Annotated in this window: 20 protein-coding genes; 8 read left to right on the top strand and 12 right to left on the bottom strand. The window is 71.7% G+C overall.

The genetic code is table 11. The annotated features are described in order from the left end of the window. Positions 1-35: 35 nt before the first annotated feature. The 6 genes from ACZ7GX_RS06065 to ACZ7GX_RS06040 form a co-directional block, all read right to left on the bottom strand. Entirely contained in the window at positions 36-521 is a 486-nt protein-coding gene (locus ACZ7GX_RS06065; RefSeq protein WP_498773373.1) for a pyridoxamine 5'-phosphate oxidase family protein, read from the bottom strand. Positions 522-620: 99 nt separating this feature from the next. Beyond that, the gene (locus tag ACZ7GX_RS06060) at positions 621-1,382 is read right to left on the bottom strand and encodes an SDR family oxidoreductase (RefSeq protein ID WP_498773371.1); all 762 of its coding nucleotides are present in this window, start codon (positions 1,380-1,382) and stop codon (positions 621-623) included. 386 nt (positions 1,383-1,768) lie between these two features. Beyond that, positions 1,769-3,079 carry a flavin monoamine oxidase family protein gene (locus ACZ7GX_RS06055; RefSeq protein WP_498773369.1) on the bottom strand — a complete coding sequence of 437 codons (1,311 nt, stop codon included), beginning with the start codon at positions 3,077-3,079 and terminating at the stop codon, positions 1,769-1,771. Positions 3,080-3,319: 240 nt separating this feature from the next. Then, positions 3,320-3,763, bottom strand: coding sequence for a nitroreductase family deazaflavin-dependent oxidoreductase (locus ACZ7GX_RS06050; protein ID WP_498773367.1), 444 nt, complete (start codon positions 3,761-3,763; stop codon positions 3,320-3,322). A 200-nt stretch (positions 3,764-3,963) separates the two neighbouring features. Further along, complete coding sequence (locus ACZ7GX_RS06045) at positions 3,964-4,515, bottom strand: flavin reductase family protein (RefSeq protein WP_498773365.1); 552 nt, start codon at positions 4,513-4,515, stop codon at positions 3,964-3,966. A gap of 101 nt (positions 4,516-4,616) precedes the next feature. Then, on the bottom strand, positions 4,617-5,462 hold the full coding sequence (locus ACZ7GX_RS06040; protein ID WP_498773363.1) for an NAD(P)H-binding protein: 846 nt from the start codon (positions 5,460-5,462) through the stop codon (positions 4,617-4,619). A gap of 328 nt (positions 5,463-5,790) precedes the next feature. On the opposite strand from ACZ7GX_RS06040, the gene ACZ7GX_RS06035 reads away from it, so the two are divergent. Together ACZ7GX_RS06035 and ACZ7GX_RS06030 are read left to right on the top strand one after the other, a co-directional pair. After that, positions 5,791-6,969, top strand: coding sequence for an acyl-CoA dehydrogenase family protein (locus tag ACZ7GX_RS06035; RefSeq protein ID WP_498773361.1), 1,179 nt, complete (start codon positions 5,791-5,793; stop codon positions 6,967-6,969). Between the two features lie 62 nt (positions 6,970-7,031). Further along, complete coding sequence (locus ACZ7GX_RS06030) at positions 7,032-7,445, top strand: YybH family protein (RefSeq protein ID WP_498773359.1); 414 nt, start codon at positions 7,032-7,034, stop codon at positions 7,443-7,445. Positions 7,446-7,626: 181 nt separating this feature from the next. Here the strand turns inward: ACZ7GX_RS06030 and ACZ7GX_RS06025 are convergent, their stop codons facing one another. Next, complete coding sequence (locus ACZ7GX_RS06025) at positions 7,627-9,720, bottom strand: ATP-binding protein (protein ID WP_498773358.1); 2,094 nt, start codon at positions 9,718-9,720, stop codon at positions 7,627-7,629. 853 nt (positions 9,721-10,573) lie between these two features. Between ACZ7GX_RS06025 and ACZ7GX_RS06020 the strand changes: the two genes are divergently transcribed. Beyond that, positions 10,574-11,008: a winged helix-turn-helix transcriptional regulator gene (locus tag ACZ7GX_RS06020; protein ID WP_498773356.1), complete on the top strand. Its 435-nt coding sequence runs from the start codon at positions 10,574-10,576 to the stop codon at positions 11,006-11,008. A 386-nt stretch (positions 11,009-11,394) separates the two neighbouring features. Here the strand turns inward: ACZ7GX_RS06020 and ACZ7GX_RS06015 are convergent, their stop codons facing one another. Further along, positions 11,395-13,467 carry a UvrD-helicase domain-containing protein gene (locus ACZ7GX_RS06015; protein ID WP_498773354.1) on the bottom strand — a complete coding sequence of 691 codons (2,073 nt, stop codon included), beginning with the start codon at positions 13,465-13,467 and terminating at the stop codon, positions 11,395-11,397. Positions 13,468-13,606: 139 nt separating this feature from the next. Between ACZ7GX_RS06015 and ACZ7GX_RS06010 the strand changes: the two genes are divergently transcribed. Then, entirely contained in the window at positions 13,607-14,377 is a 771-nt protein-coding gene (locus ACZ7GX_RS06010; RefSeq protein WP_498773352.1) for a carbon-nitrogen hydrolase family protein, read from the top strand. Positions 14,378-14,379: 2 nt separating this feature from the next. After that, positions 14,380-15,204: an SDR family NAD(P)-dependent oxidoreductase gene (locus tag ACZ7GX_RS06005; RefSeq protein WP_498773350.1), complete on the top strand. Its 825-nt coding sequence runs from the start codon at positions 14,380-14,382 to the stop codon at positions 15,202-15,204. Between the two features lie 12 nt (positions 15,205-15,216). On the opposite strand, the gene ACZ7GX_RS06000 is transcribed toward ACZ7GX_RS06005, so the two are convergent. From ACZ7GX_RS06000 to ACZ7GX_RS05990, 3 genes are read right to left on the bottom strand one after another with little or no spacing between them, the layout of a single operon-like run. Then, positions 15,217-16,050, bottom strand: a complete 834-nt coding sequence (locus tag ACZ7GX_RS06000) for an ABC transporter ATP-binding protein (RefSeq protein WP_498773348.1) — start codon at positions 16,048-16,050, stop codon at positions 15,217-15,219. Continuing rightward, entirely contained in the window at positions 16,047-17,075 is a 1,029-nt protein-coding gene (locus tag ACZ7GX_RS05995) for a FecCD family ABC transporter permease (protein ID WP_498773346.1), read from the bottom strand. Before ACZ7GX_RS05995 ends, ACZ7GX_RS06000 begins: the two co-directional genes overlap by 4 nt. Continuing rightward, a complete protein-coding gene (locus tag ACZ7GX_RS05990; protein ID WP_498773471.1) occupies positions 17,072-18,073 on the bottom strand; it encodes a FecCD family ABC transporter permease in 1,002 nt (333 codons plus the stop codon). The genes ACZ7GX_RS05995 and ACZ7GX_RS05990 overlap by 4 nt, the downstream gene beginning before the upstream one ends. Positions 18,074-18,147: 74 nt before the next feature. Here ACZ7GX_RS05990 and ACZ7GX_RS05985 point away from each other — a divergent pair, with 74 nt between their 5' ends. Continuing rightward, positions 18,148-18,627: a hypothetical protein gene (locus ACZ7GX_RS05985; protein ID WP_498773344.1), complete on the top strand. Its 480-nt coding sequence runs from the start codon at positions 18,148-18,150 to the stop codon at positions 18,625-18,627. Here ACZ7GX_RS05985 and ACZ7GX_RS05980 read toward each other — a convergent pair. Continuing rightward, complete coding sequence (locus ACZ7GX_RS05980) at positions 18,546-19,049, bottom strand: DUF1304 domain-containing protein (RefSeq protein WP_498773342.1); 504 nt, start codon at positions 19,047-19,049, stop codon at positions 18,546-18,548. The two genes, ACZ7GX_RS05985 and ACZ7GX_RS05980, sit on opposite strands and share 82 nt — an antisense overlap. Before the next feature lie 140 nt (positions 19,050-19,189). On the opposite strand from ACZ7GX_RS05980, the gene ACZ7GX_RS05975 reads away from it, so the two are divergent. Continuing rightward, positions 19,190-20,224, top strand: coding sequence for a helix-turn-helix transcriptional regulator (locus ACZ7GX_RS05975; RefSeq protein WP_498773340.1), 1,035 nt, complete (start codon positions 19,190-19,192; stop codon positions 20,222-20,224). Then, the gene (locus ACZ7GX_RS05970; protein ID WP_498773338.1) at positions 20,221-21,129 is read left to right on the top strand and encodes an NADP-dependent oxidoreductase; all 909 of its coding nucleotides are present in this window, start codon (positions 20,221-20,223) and stop codon (positions 21,127-21,129) included. Before ACZ7GX_RS05975 ends, ACZ7GX_RS05970 begins: the two co-directional genes overlap by 4 nt. Positions 21,130-21,185: the final 56 nt, after the last annotated feature.

Raw genomic sequence — 21,185 nt, 5'->3', positions numbered from 1 at the left:
TGCCGACCTTCGAACCAGAGCCGTCGGCGGGACGGTCACGCGGTGTCCGACTGCCAGATACGTGCGAACAAGTCCGTCCCGCGGACGACCTGCACCCGGTACGGCTCCATGCGGAGCAGGTGGTACTCGGGGTCTTCGGGGCCACCTCGCCAGTACCTGATCGGGTCGTACCCGACGGTGGCGGGCGAGCCCTTGCGGTACAGGTCCCAGATCTCGCGTTTGACCTCCGGGTCGTCGACCCACGTCGACGCGGTGTCGATGTGGACCACGTTCTGGCGCGGGGACCAGTACGAGAAGGTGGCGTGCGGGTTGCGCGCCAGGTGCGCCGCCTTCACCGGCGTCTTGTAGGCGGCCAGCCACCCCACCGGCTGGTCGTCCACCACCTCCCAGATGGGCAGCAGAACCCTGGCCCTGGGCCGGTTCCTCTTGTCCACCGTGATCATCGTGCAGTACTTGATGTCCGCGATGTACTCGAAGAATTTGCCCTGGATTTCGGTGAATGAGGTGACTGTCGTCGCCATCGTCGTTCCTGTTTCCCGCGCACGGCGAGTCCAGCCGCGTGATACCGGACCACTGGTGAGGCCCGGCATTCCACGGCAATTTGTATTGTCGATCCGGGCTTACTCGGCGCCGAGCGGGACCAGACCCTGGGCGATGCCGCCGTCGACCGGCAGCTCGATCCCGGTGGTGAAGGTCGCGCCGAACGCCAGGAACAGCGATGCCTGCGCCACCTCCTCCGGCGTGCCGATGCGACCGAGCGGGGTCAGCGCCGCGCCCGCCGTCTCGAACTCCTCGCGGTACTCCGGGCTCGCGGTGGCCACACCCATGGTCGGGGTCCTGATGAACCCGGGGCTGACCACGTTGACCCGGATGCGCCTCGGCAGCAGTTCGGCCGCGAGCACCTGCGCGAACGCCCGCACCGCCGCCTTCGCGCCGGAGAACGTCGACATGCCGGGGGTACCCGTGCCGTCCGCGACCGCGGTCGTGAAGACCACAGCGCCGCCGTCGGAGATCAAGGGCAGCAGTCGCTGCACGGTGAAGAAGGCGCCCTTGGTGTTGATGGCGAAGGTCTTGTCGAAGCCGGCCTCGGTGACCGAGTCGAACGGTTCGATCTCGGCGAACCCGGCGTTGATGTGCAGGTAGTCGACCGTGCCCAACTTCTCCTCGACCAGCTTGGCCAGGACCTCGATGTCGGCCAGGTCCGTGGTGTCGGAGCGCACCACGTGCGCCTTCGACCCCAGTTCGCGCTGCGCCGCCTCGACGTTGCGCTCGTTGTAGCCGGTCGTCAGCACCTCGGCACCACCCGCGAGCAGCGCCTTCACGATGGCCAGCCCCATCCCGTGGGTGCCACCGGTGATCACGGCCCTCTTGCCAGTGAACATGTGCGGAATCTCCTGTTCAGCTCCGCTGAGCGAATGATGCGCGTGCTTCGGGCAAGAATCACACGCGGCAGACGATTGATCAACTACTGATAAAAAAGTCAGTACTTACCAATTGGTCAGTGTGCGTTTTTCATCGTGGATGACGGCGGGTCCCGACGTGGTGCAGGACGAGGACGGCTGCGGTGATCGCGGTGGCCCGGTGTGGGCGCCCGGTCGACCGCCTTCCGGTCGCGTGGCAGTCGAGGGCGTGGCGCTTGAGCGGAGTGCGCACTGTCGCGCCTCGCGTACGTAGCGCCAGGCGACTGGGATCGAGCCGCCGCCGACGCGACCGTCGCTTTCCGGTCAGCGGAGCACAACTCCGGGACCGGTCGTCCCGGAGCCGCTGCTCAGTCCCGGCCGAGCAGGCCGGCGACGTGGCGGGCGGCCACGATGCCGGACTCGATCGCGCCGTCGACGCAGCCGCTCCAGCCGTTGGCCATGTCACCCGACGCGAACGCCACCCGGCCCTGCGGCCGCTGGATCTCGTGCATGGTGGTGAGCTGGCCCGGCTGGCGGTAGGCCCAGCCACCCCCGCTGAACTCGTCGCGGCCCCAGTCGTGGAGCTTGTAGTCGATGACCTCGGCCCGCGGCTCCAAGTGGCGCACGGCGTCTTCGACCTGCTTGCGGTCGTTGACGTCCACCCCTTCCTCGACGCAGAAGCCCACGACGAGGTGGGTGCCGTCGGGCAGCACGCGGTGCGGGAAGAGCCCGATGAACGCCGCGCCCTCTTCGCCCTGCGCGTAGAACGCGCCCTCGAAGTCGCCGCGGAGGTGCAGTGCGAGCTTGACCGCGTTCGGCACGCCGATGGTCTCGGTGCTGGCCCGCAGGTGGGGCTCGGGCAGCGCCGGGCTGAACTCGATGTTCTTCCACACGTTGACCGGGACCGTCACCACGGCGGTCGACGCGGTGAAGACCTCGCCGGACGCCGCCGTCACGGTCACCGCGGCGCCGTCGGCGTGCACGGCCTTGACCGCGGTGTTCAGCCGTAACTCGCTCCCGGCGACGTCGGAGGCCATCAGCTCCGCGAGCTTCTGCATGCCCACCTCCAACCGGAGGTTGAAGATGGCGTCGAAGCCGATCAGCTGGAGCCCGCCCATGGCCCACCAGTGGCCGGGCATGGTCAGCGCGCCGCGGGAGCTGCGGCCACCGGACTCGCCCGACGCCCAGCCCCACAGCAGGTTCTCGTCCTCGGGCGACAGCTCCAGCTCCAGGATGCGGTCGCGGAGCGAGAGCTTGTCGACCTCGGCCAGCTTCTCCGCCCGGAACCACGGGTCGTGGGGACGCTCGAAGTACTCCTCCCAGCCCGCGAAGAGCCGCTCCAGCAGCTCCTGCTGCCGCGCCAGGACCTCCTCACCCGGGTAGGTCTTCATCCGGCCGTCGGCGCCGGGGAAGTTGGCGAACACGGCCTTCTCGTCGGGCACGATACCGAGGCCGTAACGGGTGATCTCGGTCCACACGTGGGGCTGGGTCCAGTGGACCCACGCGCCGCCGAGCTCGACGAGGTGACCGGCCAGCGTCTCGGTGTAGGCGCGACCACCCACCCGGTCCTTGGCCTCCAGCACCAGTGTGCGCTTGCCCTGCGAGCCGAGTTCACGCGCTGCGGTTATGCCGGCGAAGCCGGCTCCGATGACTATGGTGTCGTAGTGCGCGGTGGTCACGCGTTCCTCCTGAGGTACTCGAAGTGGGACCGGTCAGTCCACGGTGGACATCACGCCGCGATGCCCGGACCCCCTGTCCTCACACCGGACCCCGAGACCGTAACCAGGTGCCGACCACCGGCCGCTCATCGTCGGTAATGGACCGTCCACTTTCGACTCAGAGCCGCTCCCTCCCGGGAACGCCGCAGGGGGCGGACGGCAGCTGCCGTCCGCCCCCTGCGGGACGTTCCCCCTCGGTCGCTAAACGCGCTCCAGGACCACCACGGGGATATCCCTGGACGCGGTGGCCTGGTAGGTGTCGTACGCGGGCCACAGCTTCGTCATCAGGGCCCACAGCCGCGGCTTCTCCCCCGCGTCCGCCGTGCGCGCACGCGCGGTGAACTTGTCCGAACCGACCTGGACGAGCACCTCCGGGTTGGCGACCAGGTTGAGGTACCAGTCGGGGTGCTTCGGGCCGCCGCTCATGTGGGAGGCGACGATGACGTAGCGCTCACCGTCCTTCGTGTAGAACATGGCGGTCCTGCGGAGCTTGCCGCTCTTGCGCCCCGTGGTGGTCAGGACGAGGTTCGGGACACCCGCTTCCAGGTGACCGTCGCGCCCGTCGCTGGCGAGGTACCGCGCGACGTGCTCGGCGACCGCCGCGTACGGGCTGTCGGTGACCGGCTCCGCGCCGGGCTCGTTCATCTGTGCTCCTCATGGGTAACCGGGGACGGGGGTGGAACGCAACTCCGGGTAACCGGTTGTGCGACCACTGTAGCGATATCCGGCCGGCGGAGGACGCCACCACCGCGCGTTGGCCCGGCGGCGCGCGGTCCGATCCTCAGTGGACTGCGACGTGCGGGCGGCTGGGCGGGGGCGCCGACCGCGCGACGGCCGTGCCGTCGTCAGCCGGCGCCGAACGCCTCCAAGGGGGCCACCCGCCGGAACGCGCCCTCGAAGAACAGCAGCCCGGAGCCCTCCGCGGCGGTCTCGGCGTCCAGCACGGTCCCGACGATCACCGAGTGGTCGCCCGCCGGGTGGACGGCGCTGACCTCGCACTCGAGCCACGCCAGCGCGCCGCCGATCAGCGGTGCCCCGGTGCGGGGTCCGGGACGCCAGGTGAGCGGATCGAACTGCGCGTGGCCGTCCGGTCGGCGCTTGTCCGCGAAGTGGCGGGCGACCTGCTCCTGGTCCGCGCCCATCACCGACACCCCGAACGCGCCGGTGGCGGTGAGCGCGCCGTGCATCACCGCGGACTGCGCGACGCAGCACAGCACGAGCGGGGGTGTCAGCGACACCGAGCCGAACGCGTTCGCCGTCATGCCGCGGAGGTGCTCACCGCCGACGGTGAGCACGACCACGCCGGTGGCGAACCGGGACATGACGCGACGCAGGACGTCGGGCGCCACGGCGCCGCCGACCGTGCGGGACGGCACCGGGGAGGTGTGCGCGGACATGCCTTGCCTTCCTGTGCGTACTCGGTCTGCCGGCCGGCCCGCTTGGCGCAGGAGTTCGACGAGCAGGCCGGGCGCGGTGGGGAACGTGCGGCCCGCCGGGCTCACACCTGCCAGGCGCCGTTGGCGACGGCGTTCTTGGCGTACTCGGCGAAGCTGATCGGTTCGCGACCGAGAGCGCGCTGCACACCGTCGGACAGGTGGGCGTTCTTGCCCTCGCGGATCTGGCCGATCAGGTCGGCCAGCAGCTGGGCGTACTCGCGCGGTGCGCCGACGGCGACCAGGTCGTCGACGTACTGCTCGTGCGTGACGGCCTCGTAGCGGATCTCGCGGCCGGTGGCGCGGGCGATCTCCGCGACCGCTTGGCCGAAGGTGATCGCCTCGGGACCGGTCAGCTCGTAGACCTGGCCCGCGTGACCCTCCTGGGTCAGCGACGCCACGGCGACCTCGGCGATGTCGTCGCAGTCGATGAACGGCTCCAGGCCGTCACCCGCGGGCACTCGCAGGTGACCGGCCATGATGCTGTCGAGCAACACGCCCTCGTCGAAGTTCTGCGTGAACCACGTCGGCCGCAGGATGGTCCACTCGAGACCGGACGCGCGGACGATGTCCTCGCTGCCGGTCAGCGACTTGCCACCCGCCTCCTCATCGGTCCGGGCCTGGAGCAGGGTCACGCGCTCGACGCCGGTGGCGACGGCCTTCTCGCAGAACGACCGCACCGAGACCGCCGGGTTCCACTCCACCGCCTCGTCGACCAGGTCGACCATGTAGACGGCCCCGACCCCGTCGAGGGCCGCGTCCCAGGTGCTCTCGTCGTGCCAGTCGAAGGTCGTCTCGCCGCTGCGGCTCGCGGCGCGCGCGGTGAACCCGCGGGCACGGAGCCGTGCGACAACCCGCTTTCCGGTCTTGCCTGTTCCACCGAGCACCAGGATGGGTTTGTTGGTCGTCATGACCATCAGTGAAGCAGCGCTGCGGTACTCGTTCGAGATGGTGGGAAAAGTATTCTCCACCGTTTGGTCATCGACGGTCGCGGGCGGGTCGGAGATCGGTAACCGGCTGCTCATCGGCTGGTCAGCGCCTCCGCGGGGAGTCGCGCGACCTGCGGGGTTACCGCGCAGTGATTGCGTGTTGGACACCTTCGCAACGTGCCTCGGTAGCTTTGGCGGCAAGCGTCGACAACCCGCCGGTGAACGGCCCGGGGGTGGGACGCGTTCGGCGCCGGCGACCAAGCCGGGCGACCTCGCCGTCATACCCGTGCGAAAGCGCGAAGGAGGCATGGTGACCACGACCGACACCGCCCGTCCGGCGGTTCTGGAAGCGGTGCGGGACCTCGTTTCCACACTGCGCGCCAACGGCGCGGAGGCGGACGCGAACGGCTGGATCCCCCAGGAGAACATCGACCTGCTGGGGCGGGCCGGTGTCTTCGCCATGGCCGTGCCGAGTCGGTTCGGGGGCTTGGACCTGCCGCTGGCCGAGAAGGCCGCGGTGCTGGCCGAGATCGCGCGCGGGTGCCCCTCCACCGGCTGGGTGTCGATGGTGTGGGTGAGCACCGCGTGGATGGTGTCGCTGTTCCCGGACAAGGCGCAGGAAGAGGTCTACGGCTCGGGCGCGGTCCGCGTCTCCGGTGGGTTCACGCCGGGCGGCACGCTGACCCCGGTCGACGGCGGCTACCGGCTCAGCGGCACGTGGCGGTTCAACACCGGCGCCAAGGCCGCCGACTGGAACATGATGGCCGCCATCGTGGAGGGCCCGGACGGCCCGGTGGGCGAGTCCGTGGCGCTGGTGCCGCTGTCGGACATGACCCTCGCCGACGACTGGGACGTGTCGGCAGCACGCGGCACTGGCAGCGTGAGCAGCACCGCCACGGACGTCTTCGTCCCGGCGCACCGGGTCGCGGACGCCGAGAAGGCCGTGCTGGGGACGCTGGACGACCGGTCGAACACCGGCGCCACCGGCCGCGACTACTGCCTCTACCCGTTGGTGCTGGCCGAGTCGCTCGCCGCGTTCGTCGGCATGGCGCGCGGCGCGTACGAGCTGTTCGTCGACCGGCTGAACGGTCGCGGCATCTCCTACTCGAGCTGGACCGACCAAAGCGACCACCCGCTGACCCACGTCCAGGTCGCCACCGCGGCGAACAAGATCACCGCCGCCGAGGCGATGCTCGACCGCATGGTCGGCCTGGTCCAGCGCCGCGCCGACGAAGGCGTGCAGCCCACGTGGGAGGAACGCGCGGACATCCGCGGCCAGAGCGCGTTCGCCATCGAGCTGGCCAAGGAGGCCGTGGACCTGCTCTACAGCGCCAGCGGTGCCACGGTGATCGCGCGCAACGTCCCCCTCCAGCGGTTCCAGCGCGACGTGCGGGGCATGGCCCAGCACGGCCTGCTGAACGCGACCACCAGCCTGGAGGTGCAGGGCCGCGTCCTGCTCGGGTTGGACCCCCGGAACTACTTCCTCTGATCCGGCCCCGTCCGGCGGGACCGGGCAAGAGTCACCGACCGAGAGAAAGCGAGCAGCCGCTCATGACGGCGCAACTGGATCTGGACAACCTGGAACTGACCGACGACCCGGAGGTGCAGAACGCGGTCTTCCTGGCCGCCTTCAACTCCGGCAAGGGCGCCATCTTCGACAGCCTCTACCGCGACGACGCCATCTCGAACCTGACCGGCGCCCCGCGCACGGGCGCCGACCGGACCGCCGCGATCACAGAGCTCCTGGCGCGCAACCCCAAGCTGGACTCCACGGTGAAGTACGCCTACGTGGCGGGCGGGCACACGTCGTTGATCGTGGTGGACTTCCGGCTGGAGGTCACCGACGACGACGGCAAGCCGGTGCGCATCAACGGCATCTGCACCGACGTCCTGATCCGCAAGCCCGACGGCAAGTGGATCATGGCGGTCGACCGCCCCGTCGCCCTGGAGACCATCCCGCTGTGAGGGTTGCCCGGTAAGGGTTCTCTGACGGCACCGCGTGTCCGGGCCGCTGCGGCCCGGACACGCGGTGTCGTCGTACCCGGGCGGTGCGGTGGTCCCGTCTCCGAGCGGAACGGTGCCGTGCCGGCCCTGTCGGCAGGGCGGAGAACGGTGGTGGTGGCACGATCACCACCACCACCGCGGGTCAGCGGGCCAGGTAGTCCAACTCCGGCTCGATCATGGGCGCAGGGGTGACGAGGCGCGACGCCTTGCCGCCCCTGCGCGGTTCGACCGCCCGCTCTCCGCCGTCGCCGAAGAGCGGGTCCAGGGTGATGGTCGTGGCTTGCCGCTTCCCACTGCCCCAGGCCGGCCTGCGGTCCAGCAGGCGCGGCTGCGCGGTGGCGACCACGAGGAGCGGCACCGTGCGAGGGGTCTCGACGAGGGCCTCCACCGCGTCCATCACGGCGGGGTGGGCCAGGTGCAGGTCGTCCACCGCCATCATCACCGGTTTGGTGAGCGCGATGTCCTCCACGAACAGCCGCCACGCTCGCAGGACCTCGCCGACGTTCGACCCGGCGGCGCCGTCGCGCTCCGGATCGACGCAGTGGCGCAACCAGTAGCGCAGCGACCGGAACTCCTCGTCGTCGGCCACCACCTGGTCGAGCACGTACGACAGCTTGGCCGACACCGTGGCCGAGGAGTCCCCCGGGTTGATGCCGCAGTACTCCACGACGATCTGGCTGGGCAGGGCCAGCGGGTCGTGCCCGCACCGCACCGACGGCCGTCCGACCAGGACGGTGGCGTCTTCACCCTTCTCCAGTCGGCGCACGAACTCCATGAGGAAGTGCGTCTTGCCGATGCCCTCCTCGCCCAGGATGGTCGCCATGTCCGGACGGGCACGGTGGCGGACCCGGTCGAACATCCCGGCCAGCAGGTCCATCTCGCGCTCGCGGTCCGCGAACGGCAGGGCGTTACCCGCCGGCGGGTCGCCGAGGGTGGCCGACTCGCCGTTGCGAGCGACCCGGTACGTGAACAGCGATCTGGTCATCCACAACGTCCGCCCGCACACCCGGACCTCGCCCGCCGGCACGTCGGCCAGCAGGCACTGCGCCTGCTCGACGAGCGTGCCCGCGACCACCACGGCCTCGCCGGAGCGCGAGTACCTGACCGTGGCCTCGCCCGTCACGATCGCGGCGGTGACCTCGGGCCGGAGCCCCGGTGCGACGCGGCTGCCGAGGATTTCGGCCAACCCGTCCACGGCGCGGACCGCGCGTTCGGCGTGCCCGCCGCCGTGCGGGGCGTCGAACAGCACGGCGGTGACCGAGCCGATCGACGCCAGGATGAGGCCGCCCTTCGCCTGCACGGCCCGGCGCACGTCGACGGCGATGATGTCGAAGTGGACGTCCATGCGCTGGGCGGGGACGACATCGTCCGCCACCGCCGGGCGCGCCCGGACCAGCAGCACGCTCACGGTCTGCCGTGCCGGCCTACTGTCGGGGCGATCCGGCTCGGCGGGCTCGTCCGCGACCTGGACGCGGCCCGGTTCGAGCGCGGGCGGCGCGGGCGGAACCGGTTCGGTGGCGGGCGCCACCGACTCCGCCTCGGTCGACACCACCGCGATCCGCTCAGCCGGGGTGAGCGCCGGGTCGTGCGTGAGAATGGCCTGCTGCAGCGCCCGCAAGCCGTGGCCGGGTTCCAGACCGAGATCGGCCAGCGCGGCTCGCGTCCTGGTGAAGACGGTGAGCGCGTCGGCGTGCCGCCCGCAGCGGTAGAGGGCGAGCATGAGCTGGCCGCACGAGCGCTCGCGCAGCAGCTCGGTCTCCACCATGGTCTGCAGCGGCCCCAGCACCGCGTGGTGACGCCCGCAGGCCAGCTCGGCTTCGAACAGGTTCTCCATGGCGTCGAGCCGCGACTGCTGCACCGCGGTGAGTTCCGGCCAGTTGACGCCGGACTCGACCAGATCCGCCAGCACCGAACCGCGCCACATCGACAGCGCCTCGCGCAACACCTCCGTCGCCCTGGCGGGTTCACCGCTCGTGAGCAGCGCCTGGCCCTCGGAAGCCTGACGCGTGAAGCGGTGCAGGTCCACCTGGTCGACGTCGAGCCGGAGCACGTAGCCCGGCGGCTGCGTCACCAGGCTGGGCGCTCCCTCCCCACCGCCGTAGGCGGAGAGGACGGTCCGCAGTCCCCAGACCGCGTTCTGCAGGATTTTCCGCGCCGAGGTCGGCGCGTCATCACCGGGCCACAGCGCCCGCAACAACTGGCTGGTGGCCAGCACCTGGTTGGCCTGCAGCAGCAACAGGCCGAGGGTGGCGCGCTGCCGAGCGCCTCCCAGCGGGATCGGGTGGCCATCGTCGTCTAACGCCGTCAGCGGGCCTAACATCTGAAACCGCATCGTGTCCCCCAGCCTACGATTCGTCTTCAGGCAGTCGTGTCCGACCACCAAGCGGCCTCGTGGTCGCCCGGCTGCCGGACCGACCCCACCGATCCGATATGCGCGTGGACGACGCCCCAAATAAGGCCATTACGGTTGCGGCACAAATCCGTTGATGTCAACGACCATCGACCTCCACCGGAGTGCAAATTCAGCTTACCACGCCGGAAGTGCACGCCCCGGCTAACGCCACAAGGCTCCGACGAGACGCTTCGGTGTCGGATATCGCAATTCCCGGAGTCCGCACCGGCGATTAGGACGTGAAGACCGGCGCGAATGACACTACACACCCGGACACGCTGAGTCACCTGTTTCGGCCCCATTGATCCGAACAGGTGAAACCCGAAGCGGCGCCCCTCGGCTGCGCCGAGCCGCCGCTCGTATGCACGATCCCGACCTGCGGACAACCTTGCTAACATCAGTCGGGATAGACCTGATAGGTGTGGTCCCGAAGCCGGAAATCGGGGTGGTGTCGGCGACGAGGGTCTCTCGCGGCCCGCCGTGCGGACCGGCGGGATGGCGCCACTACCAGCACAGGGGTCGCCACTGCGGAAGTCCGCGCCACGGGGTTCGCGACCTCGTCCGCCCTGCGGGCCCGATCCGGGTCACCCCCACGACAGAGGTGCCCCGGCGACGAAGACTGCCGGCATCTGGCGCTGGTCCCGCTCATCGATCCTCCGTCCGGCATCCTCGACATCACCGCAGCAACCGTTACACAATGCTCCGCACGCTCGTTACAGTATCCGGTGTTCAGGTGCGGACAAGTACTTACGGGAAGGTAAGCACTTACCAAGTCGTCAGGGGGATGAACATGAAGACCAAGAGTTACGTCTGCGGATTGGACGCCGCAGTGGACCTTATTGCGGGCAAGTGGAAGGTACTCATAATCTGGGCCATCGCCGACGAGAGCAAGCGGTTCGGCCAATTGAGGCGACTCATTCCGGGAATCAGCGAGAAAATGCTCTACCAGCACCTGCGGGAAATGGAGGCGGACAACCTGGTCCGCCGCGAGGAGTTCGACGAGGTACCCGCCCGGGTCGAGTACTCCCTGACGCCACTGGGGCACTCGCTGAACGCCGCACTGGAGCCGCTGAACGAGTGGGGCGCCCGCAACATGGCCTCCGGCGACCCCGCCGCCTGCGGTTACCGCTGACCACACGACCGCTTGGCCGCCATGACCCCCTCGGTCACGGCCCGTGAGCCAGAACGACCCGCGGGGCGGGGACTCCGGCGCCCACCCCGCGGGGGCACGTCAGCAGACGACCCCGGACCGCTTGGCGGAAACTTCCTCACCAACTGCAACTGTCGCAATTAACTGCCCGAACTGTCGAGGGCTACCGCTTTGGCGCACGACACCGATCCACCGGGACGCTCGACCGCCGAGAATAGGGCAATCCTGACATATCGCCGGACGGAAGTGACCTACTTCCGCAGGTTGCGCGAAGCGGGCCCGGCCATTGCCGCGCGTTGGGCCCACCACCGATCGGCACGAGCTGGTGATCCAGTACGCGGACGGCAGGTGCCTGACGAGTGTCCTGATCACCACGCCCGGTCCGCTTGACACCCGACCGCGGTCTCCGTCGCCGCCCCACCGGGGAGCGGTGCGCACCGCTCCTCCGCAGACGTGCGCACGACGACCAGGCGTCGGGTGGCGCGGGTCAGGGCGACGTACCGCTCGGCCGGTGTCATGCGGTCGGGGTCGACCACGACGACGGTGTCGAACTCCAGGCCCTTGGCCGCGCGCGGCGTGAGGGGGCCGGCCGGTGCGATCACGGCGAACGTGCCGGTGGGCGGGCGGAACGACTCCGGGTCGGCGCCGGTGACTTCGAGCGGCGCTTCGCCGTGCCGCACGGACGTCGGCGGGACGGCGGTCGGGTCCACTTCGGCCAGCGCGCCCGCGGCGTAGGCCATGATCTCGGCGGGAGTGCGGTAGTTGACCGTGAGCCGGCGGTACTGCCAGCGGTCGCGGGCGAGGGGTTCGAGCACCGTCCGCCAGTCGCGGGCGCCCGCGGCGGACTGGCGTTGGGCCAGGTCGCCGACGACGGTCATGGACCGGTTCGGCCCGCGCCTGGCCAGCAGCCGCCAGTCCATTTCGGACAGTTCCTGCGCCTCGTCGACCACGATGTGGCCGTAGGTCCACTCCCGGTCGACGGCGGCGCGCTCGGCGAGGACGCGGTGGTCGACGGCGGTGTGGCGGTCGGCCAGCCACTCGGCGTCGACCAGGTCGACGGCCCGCAGCTCGTCCTCGTGCATGGCCTGGTCGGTGTCGATGACGTGCAGCACGCCCTGCGCGTACTCGACGGCCCGCCTGCGCTCCCACGCCGCGCGTCGTTCGGCCCGGCCGTCGGAGCCGAGCAGTTCGGCGGCCTCGTCCAGCAGCGGCACGTCGGAGACCGTCCACGCGTGCGGGTCGTCGCGGTGCAGTTCGGGGTGGCCGAGGGCGGAGCAGCGGCCCGCGTAGAGGTCGGCGAGGAGTTGCTGAGGGGTGAGGATCGGCCACAGCGCGGTGGCGGCCCGCCGCACGTCCGGGTGGCCGGCGAGTTCGCGGCGCACGTCGGCCGCGAGTTCGGGCCAGTCCTCGCCGATGAGGTCGAGCGCCGGTGCGACCAGCGCGTCCACGAGGGCCTCGTGGAACAAGGGCTGGGCCTCGTTGTGCTTGAGCCCGGCGGCGCGCGCCCGTTCCCTCGCCCGGGCGGCGATCTCGGCGGTGAGCGGAACGGTGACGTCCTCGAGTTCGACCGGGATCGGCTCGACGGGCGTCTCCTGCCGGTCGGCGATGGCCGCCACCAGCAGGTCGACGGCCGCGAGGCCGCCCTTGAGGGCTTGGAGCTCCGGGGTGTCCTCCCGTTCGGTCCGCACGCCGGGGAACAGCTCGCCCGGCGTGGCGAACACGACGTCGGTCTCGCCGAGGGACGGCAGCACGTCGCCGATGTACCGCAGGAAGCCCGGGTTCGGGCCGACCACCAGCACGCCGTGGCGGGAGAGCCGGTCGCGCTGCGCGTAGAGCAGGTAGGCCACGCGGTGCAGCGCCACCGCCGTCTTGCCCGTGCCCGGCCCGCCCTCGATCACCAGCACGCCCCGGTGCGGGAGGCGGATCACCTCGTCCTGCTCGGCCTGGATGGTCGCCACGATGTCGCGCATGGTGTCGGAGCGGGGTGCGTTCAACGCGTCGAGCAGCGCTTTCGAGGTGAGCTGGAGCTCGTCGTCGTAGAAGCTCTCCAGGTGCTTGCCCTTGGTGCGGAAATGGCGGCGCAGCGTCACTCCTTCCGGGTTCGCCGCGGTCGCGGTGTAGAACGGGCGGGCGGCCGGCGCGCGCCAGTCGGTCAACAACGGCTCGTAGTCGCGCTCGGTGTCGAACAAGCCGATCCGGCCGACGTAGACGCGGTCCTCGGTGGTGTCGATGCGGCCGAAGCACAGGTTCTCCTCCGCCACGCCCAGGCGGCTGACCTGCTCGGACAGCGTCCGGACGGCCACTTCGCGGTGCCAGCGCTGCTCGTGGCCGTCCTTGAGCGCGGCATCCAGCTCCGCTCGCGCGGCGGCCCGCTCCAGCTCCAGTCGGTCGTGCAGGAAGGCGATCCGCCGCTGTTCGGCCGACAATTCACCGGTGGTCACGCTTGCCCCCTGTGATATACTCGAACCAACTCCAATTCCGCCATTTCCGGCGAAGTCAACCTTTATGTTTACCACGTTTTCGTGAGCGTTTCGCGGGGACCTGTCCCGCGTCGCCCGATCGCGTGAAATGATCGGTGATGTGGAATCCGACGAGTTGGTGGTCGCCGTCGCGCAGCACGCGCCCGTGCCCGGTGACGTGGCGGAGAACGCGCGCCGTGCGGCCGTCACGGTCGCCGAGGCGGACGGCGCGGGCCTGGTGCTGTTCCCGCTGCTGTCGCTGACCGGCTACGACCTGGACCGGCTCGCCGATCCGGCGTGCTGGGTGACGGCCGACGACCCGAGGCTGGACGTGGTCCGCGAGGCGTGCCGGGCGCACGGGGCGACGGCGGTGGTCGGCGCGGCGTGGCTCGGGCCGGACGGTCGCCGGTTGCTGGCGTCGGTGGCGCTGGCCCCGGACGGTTCGGTCGAGGTGGTCGGCAAGCAGTACCCGAGCCGGGCGGAGCGGGAGCTGTTCGAGCCGGGTGAGCCCGCGCCGCCGCTGGACGTCCGCGGGTGGCGGGTCGCGCTCGCGGTCTGCTACGACGCGGCGGCGCCCGAGCACGCGCTGGAGGTGGCGCGGCGGGGCGCGGACGTCTACGCGGTGTCGGCGCTGTACACCGAGGGCCAGGAACGGCGGCTCGACGTGCACCCCGCCGCCCGTGCGATGGACCACCGGATGTACGCGCTGGTGGCGAACCTGGCGGGCGCGGGCCCCGGTTGGCGCTCGTGCGGCGGCAGCGGGGTGTGGCACCCGGACGGGCGGCGGGTGGTCGAGGCGGGCACGGGCCCGCGGGTCGTGACGGCGCGGTTGGACCGCGCCGAACTCGACCGGGTGCGGGCGGACGACGCGAAGGCCGGTTATCGGGGGTAGGCATGGGGATCCTGGACGGCAAGGCCGTGATCGTGACCGGCGCGGGTCGCGGGTTGGGCGAGGCGTACGCGCGGCACGCGGCGGCGGGCGCGCGGGTCGTGGTGAACGACGTCGAGGGTGCTCCGTCGGTCGTCGCCTCGATCGTGGACGCGGGCGGCGAGGCCGTGGCGCACACCGGGTCGGTGACCGATCCGGCGGTCGCGCAGGCGCTCGTGGACTTGTGCGCGTCGTCGTTCGGGCGGGTCGACGGGCTGGTGAACAACGCGGGCGTCACGCACTTCGCCGAGCCGTGGGAGGACGAGCCGGACGTGCTGCGCTCGGTGGTCGAGGTGAACGTGCTCGGCACGATGTACTGCGGCACGGCGGCGGCGAAGGTGATGCGCGGCGGCTCGATCGTGAACGTCGTGTCGGGCGCGATGCTGGGCCGCGCCGGCGCCGCGGCCTACTCGGCGTCGAAGGGCGCGGTGGCGTCGTTGACCCTGTCGTGGGCCGGTTCGCTGGCCGCGCGGGACGTCCGCGTCAACGCCGTCGCGCCGCTCGCGTGGACCCCGATGATGGACCTCGACCCCCGCGCCGAGGAGATCAGCTCGCGGGACCAGACGCCGGACAGGATGGCGCCTTTGGTGACGTACCTGCTCAGCGACCTGGCCGGCGGCGTGACCAGCCAGCTGATCCGCTTCCTGCCGGACAAGCTGCACGTGATCTCGCAGTACGCCGTGAAGCAGCCCGTGCTGACCCGCGACTCGTGGGACGTGGACGCCATCGCCGCCGCCTTCGACTCCGACCTGACCCCCGAACCCCCGGGCCGCGCGAGGTGGCGGGTCTGAGCCGAGGGCTCGCTACGCGGTGGACGGTTGGGCGACGCGCTGCCGCCGCAACGGCACGATCAGCGGGGTGTCGGTCTCCGGGTCGGCGATCACCCGGCACGGCAGGCCGAACACGTCCTCCACCAGCTCGGCGGTCACGATGTCGGCCGGCCTGCCCTGCGCCACCACGCCGACGCCGGGCTTCATCGCGATCAGGTGGGTGGCGTAGCGGCACGCCTGGTTCAGGTCGTGCAGCACGGCGACGAGGGTGTGGTTGCCGTCCTCGTGCAGGTCGGCGCACAGGTCGAGCACCTCGACCTGGTGGGCGATGTCGAGGAACGTGGTCGGCTCGTCCAGCAGCAGGATCGACGTCTGCTGCGCCAGCACCATGGCCAGCCACACGCGTTGCCGCTGCCCGCCCGACAGCTCGTCCACCAGGCGGTCGGCCAGGTCGTGCACGCCGGTCATCCGCATCGCGCCCGCGGTGACCTCCTCGTCCTCGACGGACCACTGCCGCAGCAGCCGCTGGTGCGGGTAGCGGCCCCGGGCCACGAGTTCGCCGACGGTGATGCCGCCGGGCGCGATGGAGGTCTGCGGCAGCAGGCCCAACCGGCGGGCGACCTCCTTGGAGCGGTACGTCGAGATCGCCTGGCCGTCGAGGTACACGGCGCCGGCGCGCGGCTTGAGCATCCGCGCCAACGCCTTGAGCACGGTGGACTTGCCGCAGGCGTTGGGGCCCACGATGACGGTGAACGAGCCGTCCGGGATCTCGACGTCCAACCCGGACACGACGACGCGCTCGTCGTAGGACAGCGTCAGTCGCGCACCGCGCAGTCGTCCGGTCGGCTCCGCCTCGGGCACGGTCACGTCGCGCTCCCCTTCCGCCACTCGTGGGCCAGCAGCCACACCAGGTAGAGCCCGCCGATCGCGCCGGTGGCGATGCCGACCGGCAGCTGGGTCGTCGGGAACAGCCGTTGCACCGCGAAGTCGCTGACGACCAGCAGCAGACCCCCGGTGAGCGCCGAGGCGGCCAGACCGGGTCCGGACGCGCCGGTGAGCCGTCGGGCGACCTGCGGCGCGGCCAGGGCCACGAAGCTGATCGGCCCGGCGGCGGCCGTGGCGACGGCGGCCAGGCCGACGCTCACCGCGAGCAGCGCCAGGCGGGTCCGCTCGGCGTTCACCCCGAGGCCGGTCGCGGCGCTGTCGCCCATCTCCAGCAGCGCCAGCCGCCGGCCGAGCGCCAGCGCGCACGGCAGCAGCACGGCCAGCACCGCGGCGACCACCTGGGCCTGGTCCCAGCCCCGGTTGTTCAGGCCGCCGACCAGCCACGCCTGCGCGGCCAGCGCGCTCTCCAGCGTGGCCCGCGTGAGCAGGTAGGAGTTGGCCGCGAGCAGCATCGCGCTCACGCCGATGCCGATGAGCACCAGCCGGAAGCCCTGCACGCCCTGCTTGAGCGCCAGCAGGTAGACGGCGGTGGACGTGAGCAGGCCCGCGACGGTCGCGCCGAGCGCGGTGGCCGCCATGCTGCCCTGCGCGAGCACGAGGACCGCGATCGCGCCGGTGGCCGCGCCCTGGGTGAAGCCGATGATGTCGGGGCTGGCCAGCGGGTTGCGGGACAGGCTCTGCAGGATCGCGCCGCTGAGCGCGAGCGCCGCGCCGACCAGCAGGCCGGTGATCAGGCGTGGCAGGCGCAGCGTGAAGACGACGAAGTCGGCGTAGCCGTCGCCCTGCCCGACGACCGTGGCCAGCACCTCGCCGACGGTGAGCGGGAAGTCGCCGGTGACCATGGTGGCGACGGCGGCGGCCGCGGTCAGCAGCACGATGGCCGTGCTGACGAGCAGGGCGCGTTCGCTGATCCGCAGCGAGACGGCGGGGGTGCGGATGGTCTTCACAGCGTGGCCAACTTCCGACGCCGGCACAGCGCGATGAACACCGGCGCGCCGATGAACGCGGTGATGATGCCGACCTCCATCTCCTGCGGCGCGATGACGACGCGGCCGACGATGTCCGAGCCGAGCAGCAGGACGGGCGAGAGCACCGCGGAGTACGCGAGCACCCAGCGCTGGTCGCTGCCGCCGATCATGCGGGCCACGTGCGGCACGGTCAGCCCGACGAACGCGATCGGCCCGGCGGCGGCGGTCGCGGCGCCCGCCATGAGCGTGACGGCGAGGACGCTGAACGCGCGCGTGCGGTGGACGTTCGCACCGAGCGCCTTGCCGGTGTGGTCGCCGAGCGCCAGCACGTTGAGGTTCCGGGCGAGCAGGAACGCGATCAGGATGCCGGGCAGCACGAACGGCGAGACCTGGCCGATCAGCTCGAAGTCGCGGCCGGCGAGCGAGCCGACGTTCCAGAACCGGAACGAGTCGAACGTGTGCGTGAACAGCAGCAGGATCGCCGAGACGTAGGCGTAGAGCACGGCGGTCATCGCCGCGCCGCTGAGCACCAGCCGGTCGGGGGTGGCCGTGCCGCGGCCCGCCGCGCCCAGGACGTAGACGACGGTCGCCGTGCCCGCCGCGCCGAGCAGCGCGAACCACACGTACCCGGTGGGGCTGGTGATCCCGAAGAACGCGATGGCGGACACGATCGCCGCCGCCGCGCCCATGTTCACACCGAGCAGGCCGGGGTCGGCCAGCGGGTTGCGGGTCAACGCCTGCATCACCGCGCCGGACAGGCCGAGCGCCGCGCCGACCAGCAGGCCGAGCACGGCCCGCGGCACGCGGACGTCGCGCACGATGGCCGCGTCGCCGGTGCCGTCGTCGGCCAGCAGCAGGGCGAAGGTGTCGGCGAACGGGATGCTCTTGGTGCCGATCCACAGGCTGAGCAGCACGATCAGGCCCAGCACGCCGATCGACACCAGCAGGCCGACCCCTCGCACCGCGTCGCGCGACACCCGCACCTCCCCGAAGTTTAGGTAAGGCTAACCGACACATCGCGTGAGTCGATCGTCCGGTTAGCCTCGGCGACGTGGACGAGGACGAGGCAGCCGCGTGGCGCGGGCTGGCGGCGCTGCTGCCGCCCGACCGGGCGAGGGACGTGCTCGAGTGCCGGGACATCGGCGAGCAGGAGGCCGGGATCGACCTGCTCGTCACCGGCCTGGTCGACGGCGACGTGGCGATCAGCGGGGACGAGCGGGCGGGCATCGCCGTCATCGCCGAGGTCTGGGGCGTGCGCGAGTCGGTGGAACCGACCCTGCGCCGCTGCCGGTCCCGCGACGGCGGCCGGGTCCGGGTGGTCGACGGCGAGCCGGTCGCGGAGGACGGCCTCGTCGTGGTCCCGTGGCTCGCGTGCACCGGCTGCGATCGCGTCCTGGGCCGCGTGCACCGGCGTGAGCCGTGGGGCGACCTGTCGTACGAGGCGGTGCGCTACGTGCTGCCGCCGCGGCTGTTCGGTCCCGAGGAGGCCTGGGCGGCGTTCACCGCGCTGGTCTCCTGCGTCCACCGGTGATCGGCCGGCGACGGGTGGTCAGCTGAGGGCGAGCGCGACGATCGCGACGAGTGCCGGGTGATCTGCGCGATCGTGCCGCCGACCCCGGCGCCCTTGGGGCGGCTCAGCGCGAGCCGGTCCGACACGCCGAGGCCGATGCCGGCCAGGACCATGAACCCGCACGTGTAGAACACGAGCGCGCGGCCGACCGCTTCGTCGCCCGTGTTCAGCGCGATCAGGCCGGCGATCGTCCCGGAGCCGAGGAACAGGTTGTACAGGCCGACGTTGAACGACCACAGCCGGACCGGTTCGACGTCCTCGGTGGGCACCTTGAACACGCCCCAGTGGACGCCGGGCCGCCGGAACAGCAGCGTCTCCCACACGAACACCAGCACGTGGATCCCCGCCGCCACCCCGGCGGCGACCTGGGCGACGGCGTTCACGACGACCACTCCCCCTCGAAGCCCTGGCGGGCGGTGCGCAGGCGTGCCTCCATGGCCCGACGGTAGGAGCGGTCCGCGACCGGCCGCCATCCCGGAAATGTGGGATGGAAGCGCGGCCGTCACCGGCGCATACTCCGAGCATGTGGGAAGGCCGGGCAGTCGGCGCGCGGCGCGAGATCGCCGCGCTGGCCGCGGCGGGCCTCGGGGTCGCCGAGCTGCACCGGGCCGCGATCGACGTGGTCGAGCGGGTCGTGCCGACCGACCTGACCTGCTGGGCGTCGCTCGACCCGGACACCGCCGTGATCAGCACGATGACCAGCGGCCCGAACGCCATCCCCGCCGAGTACGAGCCGCTGCTGGCGGCCTGCGAGTACGGCGGCGACGAGCCGCACACGTTCGCCGAGCTGGCCCGCCGCCCGGAGCCGGTGGCGCGGCTGTCGGACGTGCCGCGCCGCGACGTCGCCCGCAGCGGCAGGCTCAACGAGGTGTGGCGACCGCTCGGCCTGAGCCACGAGCTGCGCGTGGTGTTCCGGGTGGACGGCACGTGCTGGGGCGCGGCGGGCCTGGTGCGGCGCGGCGAGTTCACCGACCGGGAGGTCGACTTCGTCGCCTCCGTCGCGCCCGCGCTGGCCGCCGCGACGAGGGTGGCGGCGCGGGGCGGGAACCCCCGGGCCGGTGGCGAGCCGGCGATCGTGGTGGTCGGCCCGGACGGCGAGCCGCGTGCGGCCACGGCGGCCGCCCGGACCTGGCGGGAGGAGCTGGACGCGATCGCGCCCGGCCGGTTCGCGCTGATGCTGCGTGCCGTGGTGACCGGGGCGCGGGCGGCGCCGTCCGGCACGTTCCGGGCGCGCGTGCGCGACGCGTCCGGCGGCTGGGTCCTGCTGCAGGCCTGCCGGTTGATCGCGGAGGACGACCGCGAGACGGTGGTGACCGTCGAACGGGCGTCCGGCGCCGAGCTGCTCGGCCTGCTCCTCGCCGCCTACGGCCTCACCGCCCGGGAGCGCGAGGTGTGCCACGAGGTCATCGCCGGGCGGTCCACTTCGGACATCGCGGCCCGGCTCGTCATCTCCGCGCACACCGTGCAGGACCACTTGAAGTCGGTGTTCGGCAAGGTCGACGTGCGCAGCCGCGGTGAACTGGTCGCCAAGCTCCGCCCCGCAGAGGAGACACCGTGAAAGCCGTTGTGCTGAGCCGCTTCGGCGGGCCCGAGAGCCTGCGCCTGGACGAGGTCGAACAGCCCGGGCCGGGGCCCGGCCAGGTGCGCCTGCGGGTGCGGGCGGTCGGGGTGAACCCGTACGACGCGAAGGTCCGCGCCGGCGCCATGGAAGCGTTCTTCAGCACGCCGCTGCCCACGATCCTCGGCGTCGAGGTCGCGGGCGTGGTCGACGCGGTCGGCTCGGAGGTCGACGGCTGGTCGGTCGGCGACGAGGTGCTCGGCTGGTCCGACACCGGCGCGTACGCCGAGTACGCGCTGGCCACCACGGTCGCGCGCAAGCCGGAAGGGCTGTCGTGGGAGCACGCCGTGACGCTGCCCGTGGCCGTCGAGACCACCGACCGCGTGTTCGGCCTGCTCGGCGTCGAGCCGGGCGAGACGCTGCTGGTGCACGGCGCGGCGGGCGGTGTCGGCACGATCGCCGTGCAGCTGGGCGTGCTGGCGGGGCTGCGGGTCATCGGCACCGCCGGCCCGGCCAACCAGGAGCACGTCGCCGCGCTCGGCGCCACGCCGACGACGTACGGCGAGGGCCTGGTGCGGCGGGTGCGCGCGTTGGCGCCCGAGGGTGTCGACGCGGTGTTCGACGTCGCGGGCAAGGGCGCGCTGCCCGCCTCGATCGAGCTGCGCGGCGGCACGGACCGCATCGTCACCATCGCCGACGGGGCGGCCGCCGCCGAGCTGGGCGTGGTGTTCACCGAAGGGCCGCCGCGGCGGTCCGCCGAACGCCTGGCCGAAGTGGCGGATCTCGCCGCGAAGGGCGAGCTCGTCACCACCGTCGGCCGGGCGTTCCCGCTGGCCGACGCCGCCGCGGCGCACCGGGCCGCCGCCGAGGGGCACGGGCGCGGGAAGCTCGTGCTGACCGCCTGAGCCCTGGACACTTGGTCACACCTGCCTGTAACACATGGTTGACAAGTACCGGCAGG

The organism is Actinosynnema sp. NPDC037264 (genome assembly GCF_055603705.1).
Note: the sequence above shows the minus strand (reverse complement) of the source record. Positions and strands in the feature narration are given on the sequence as shown.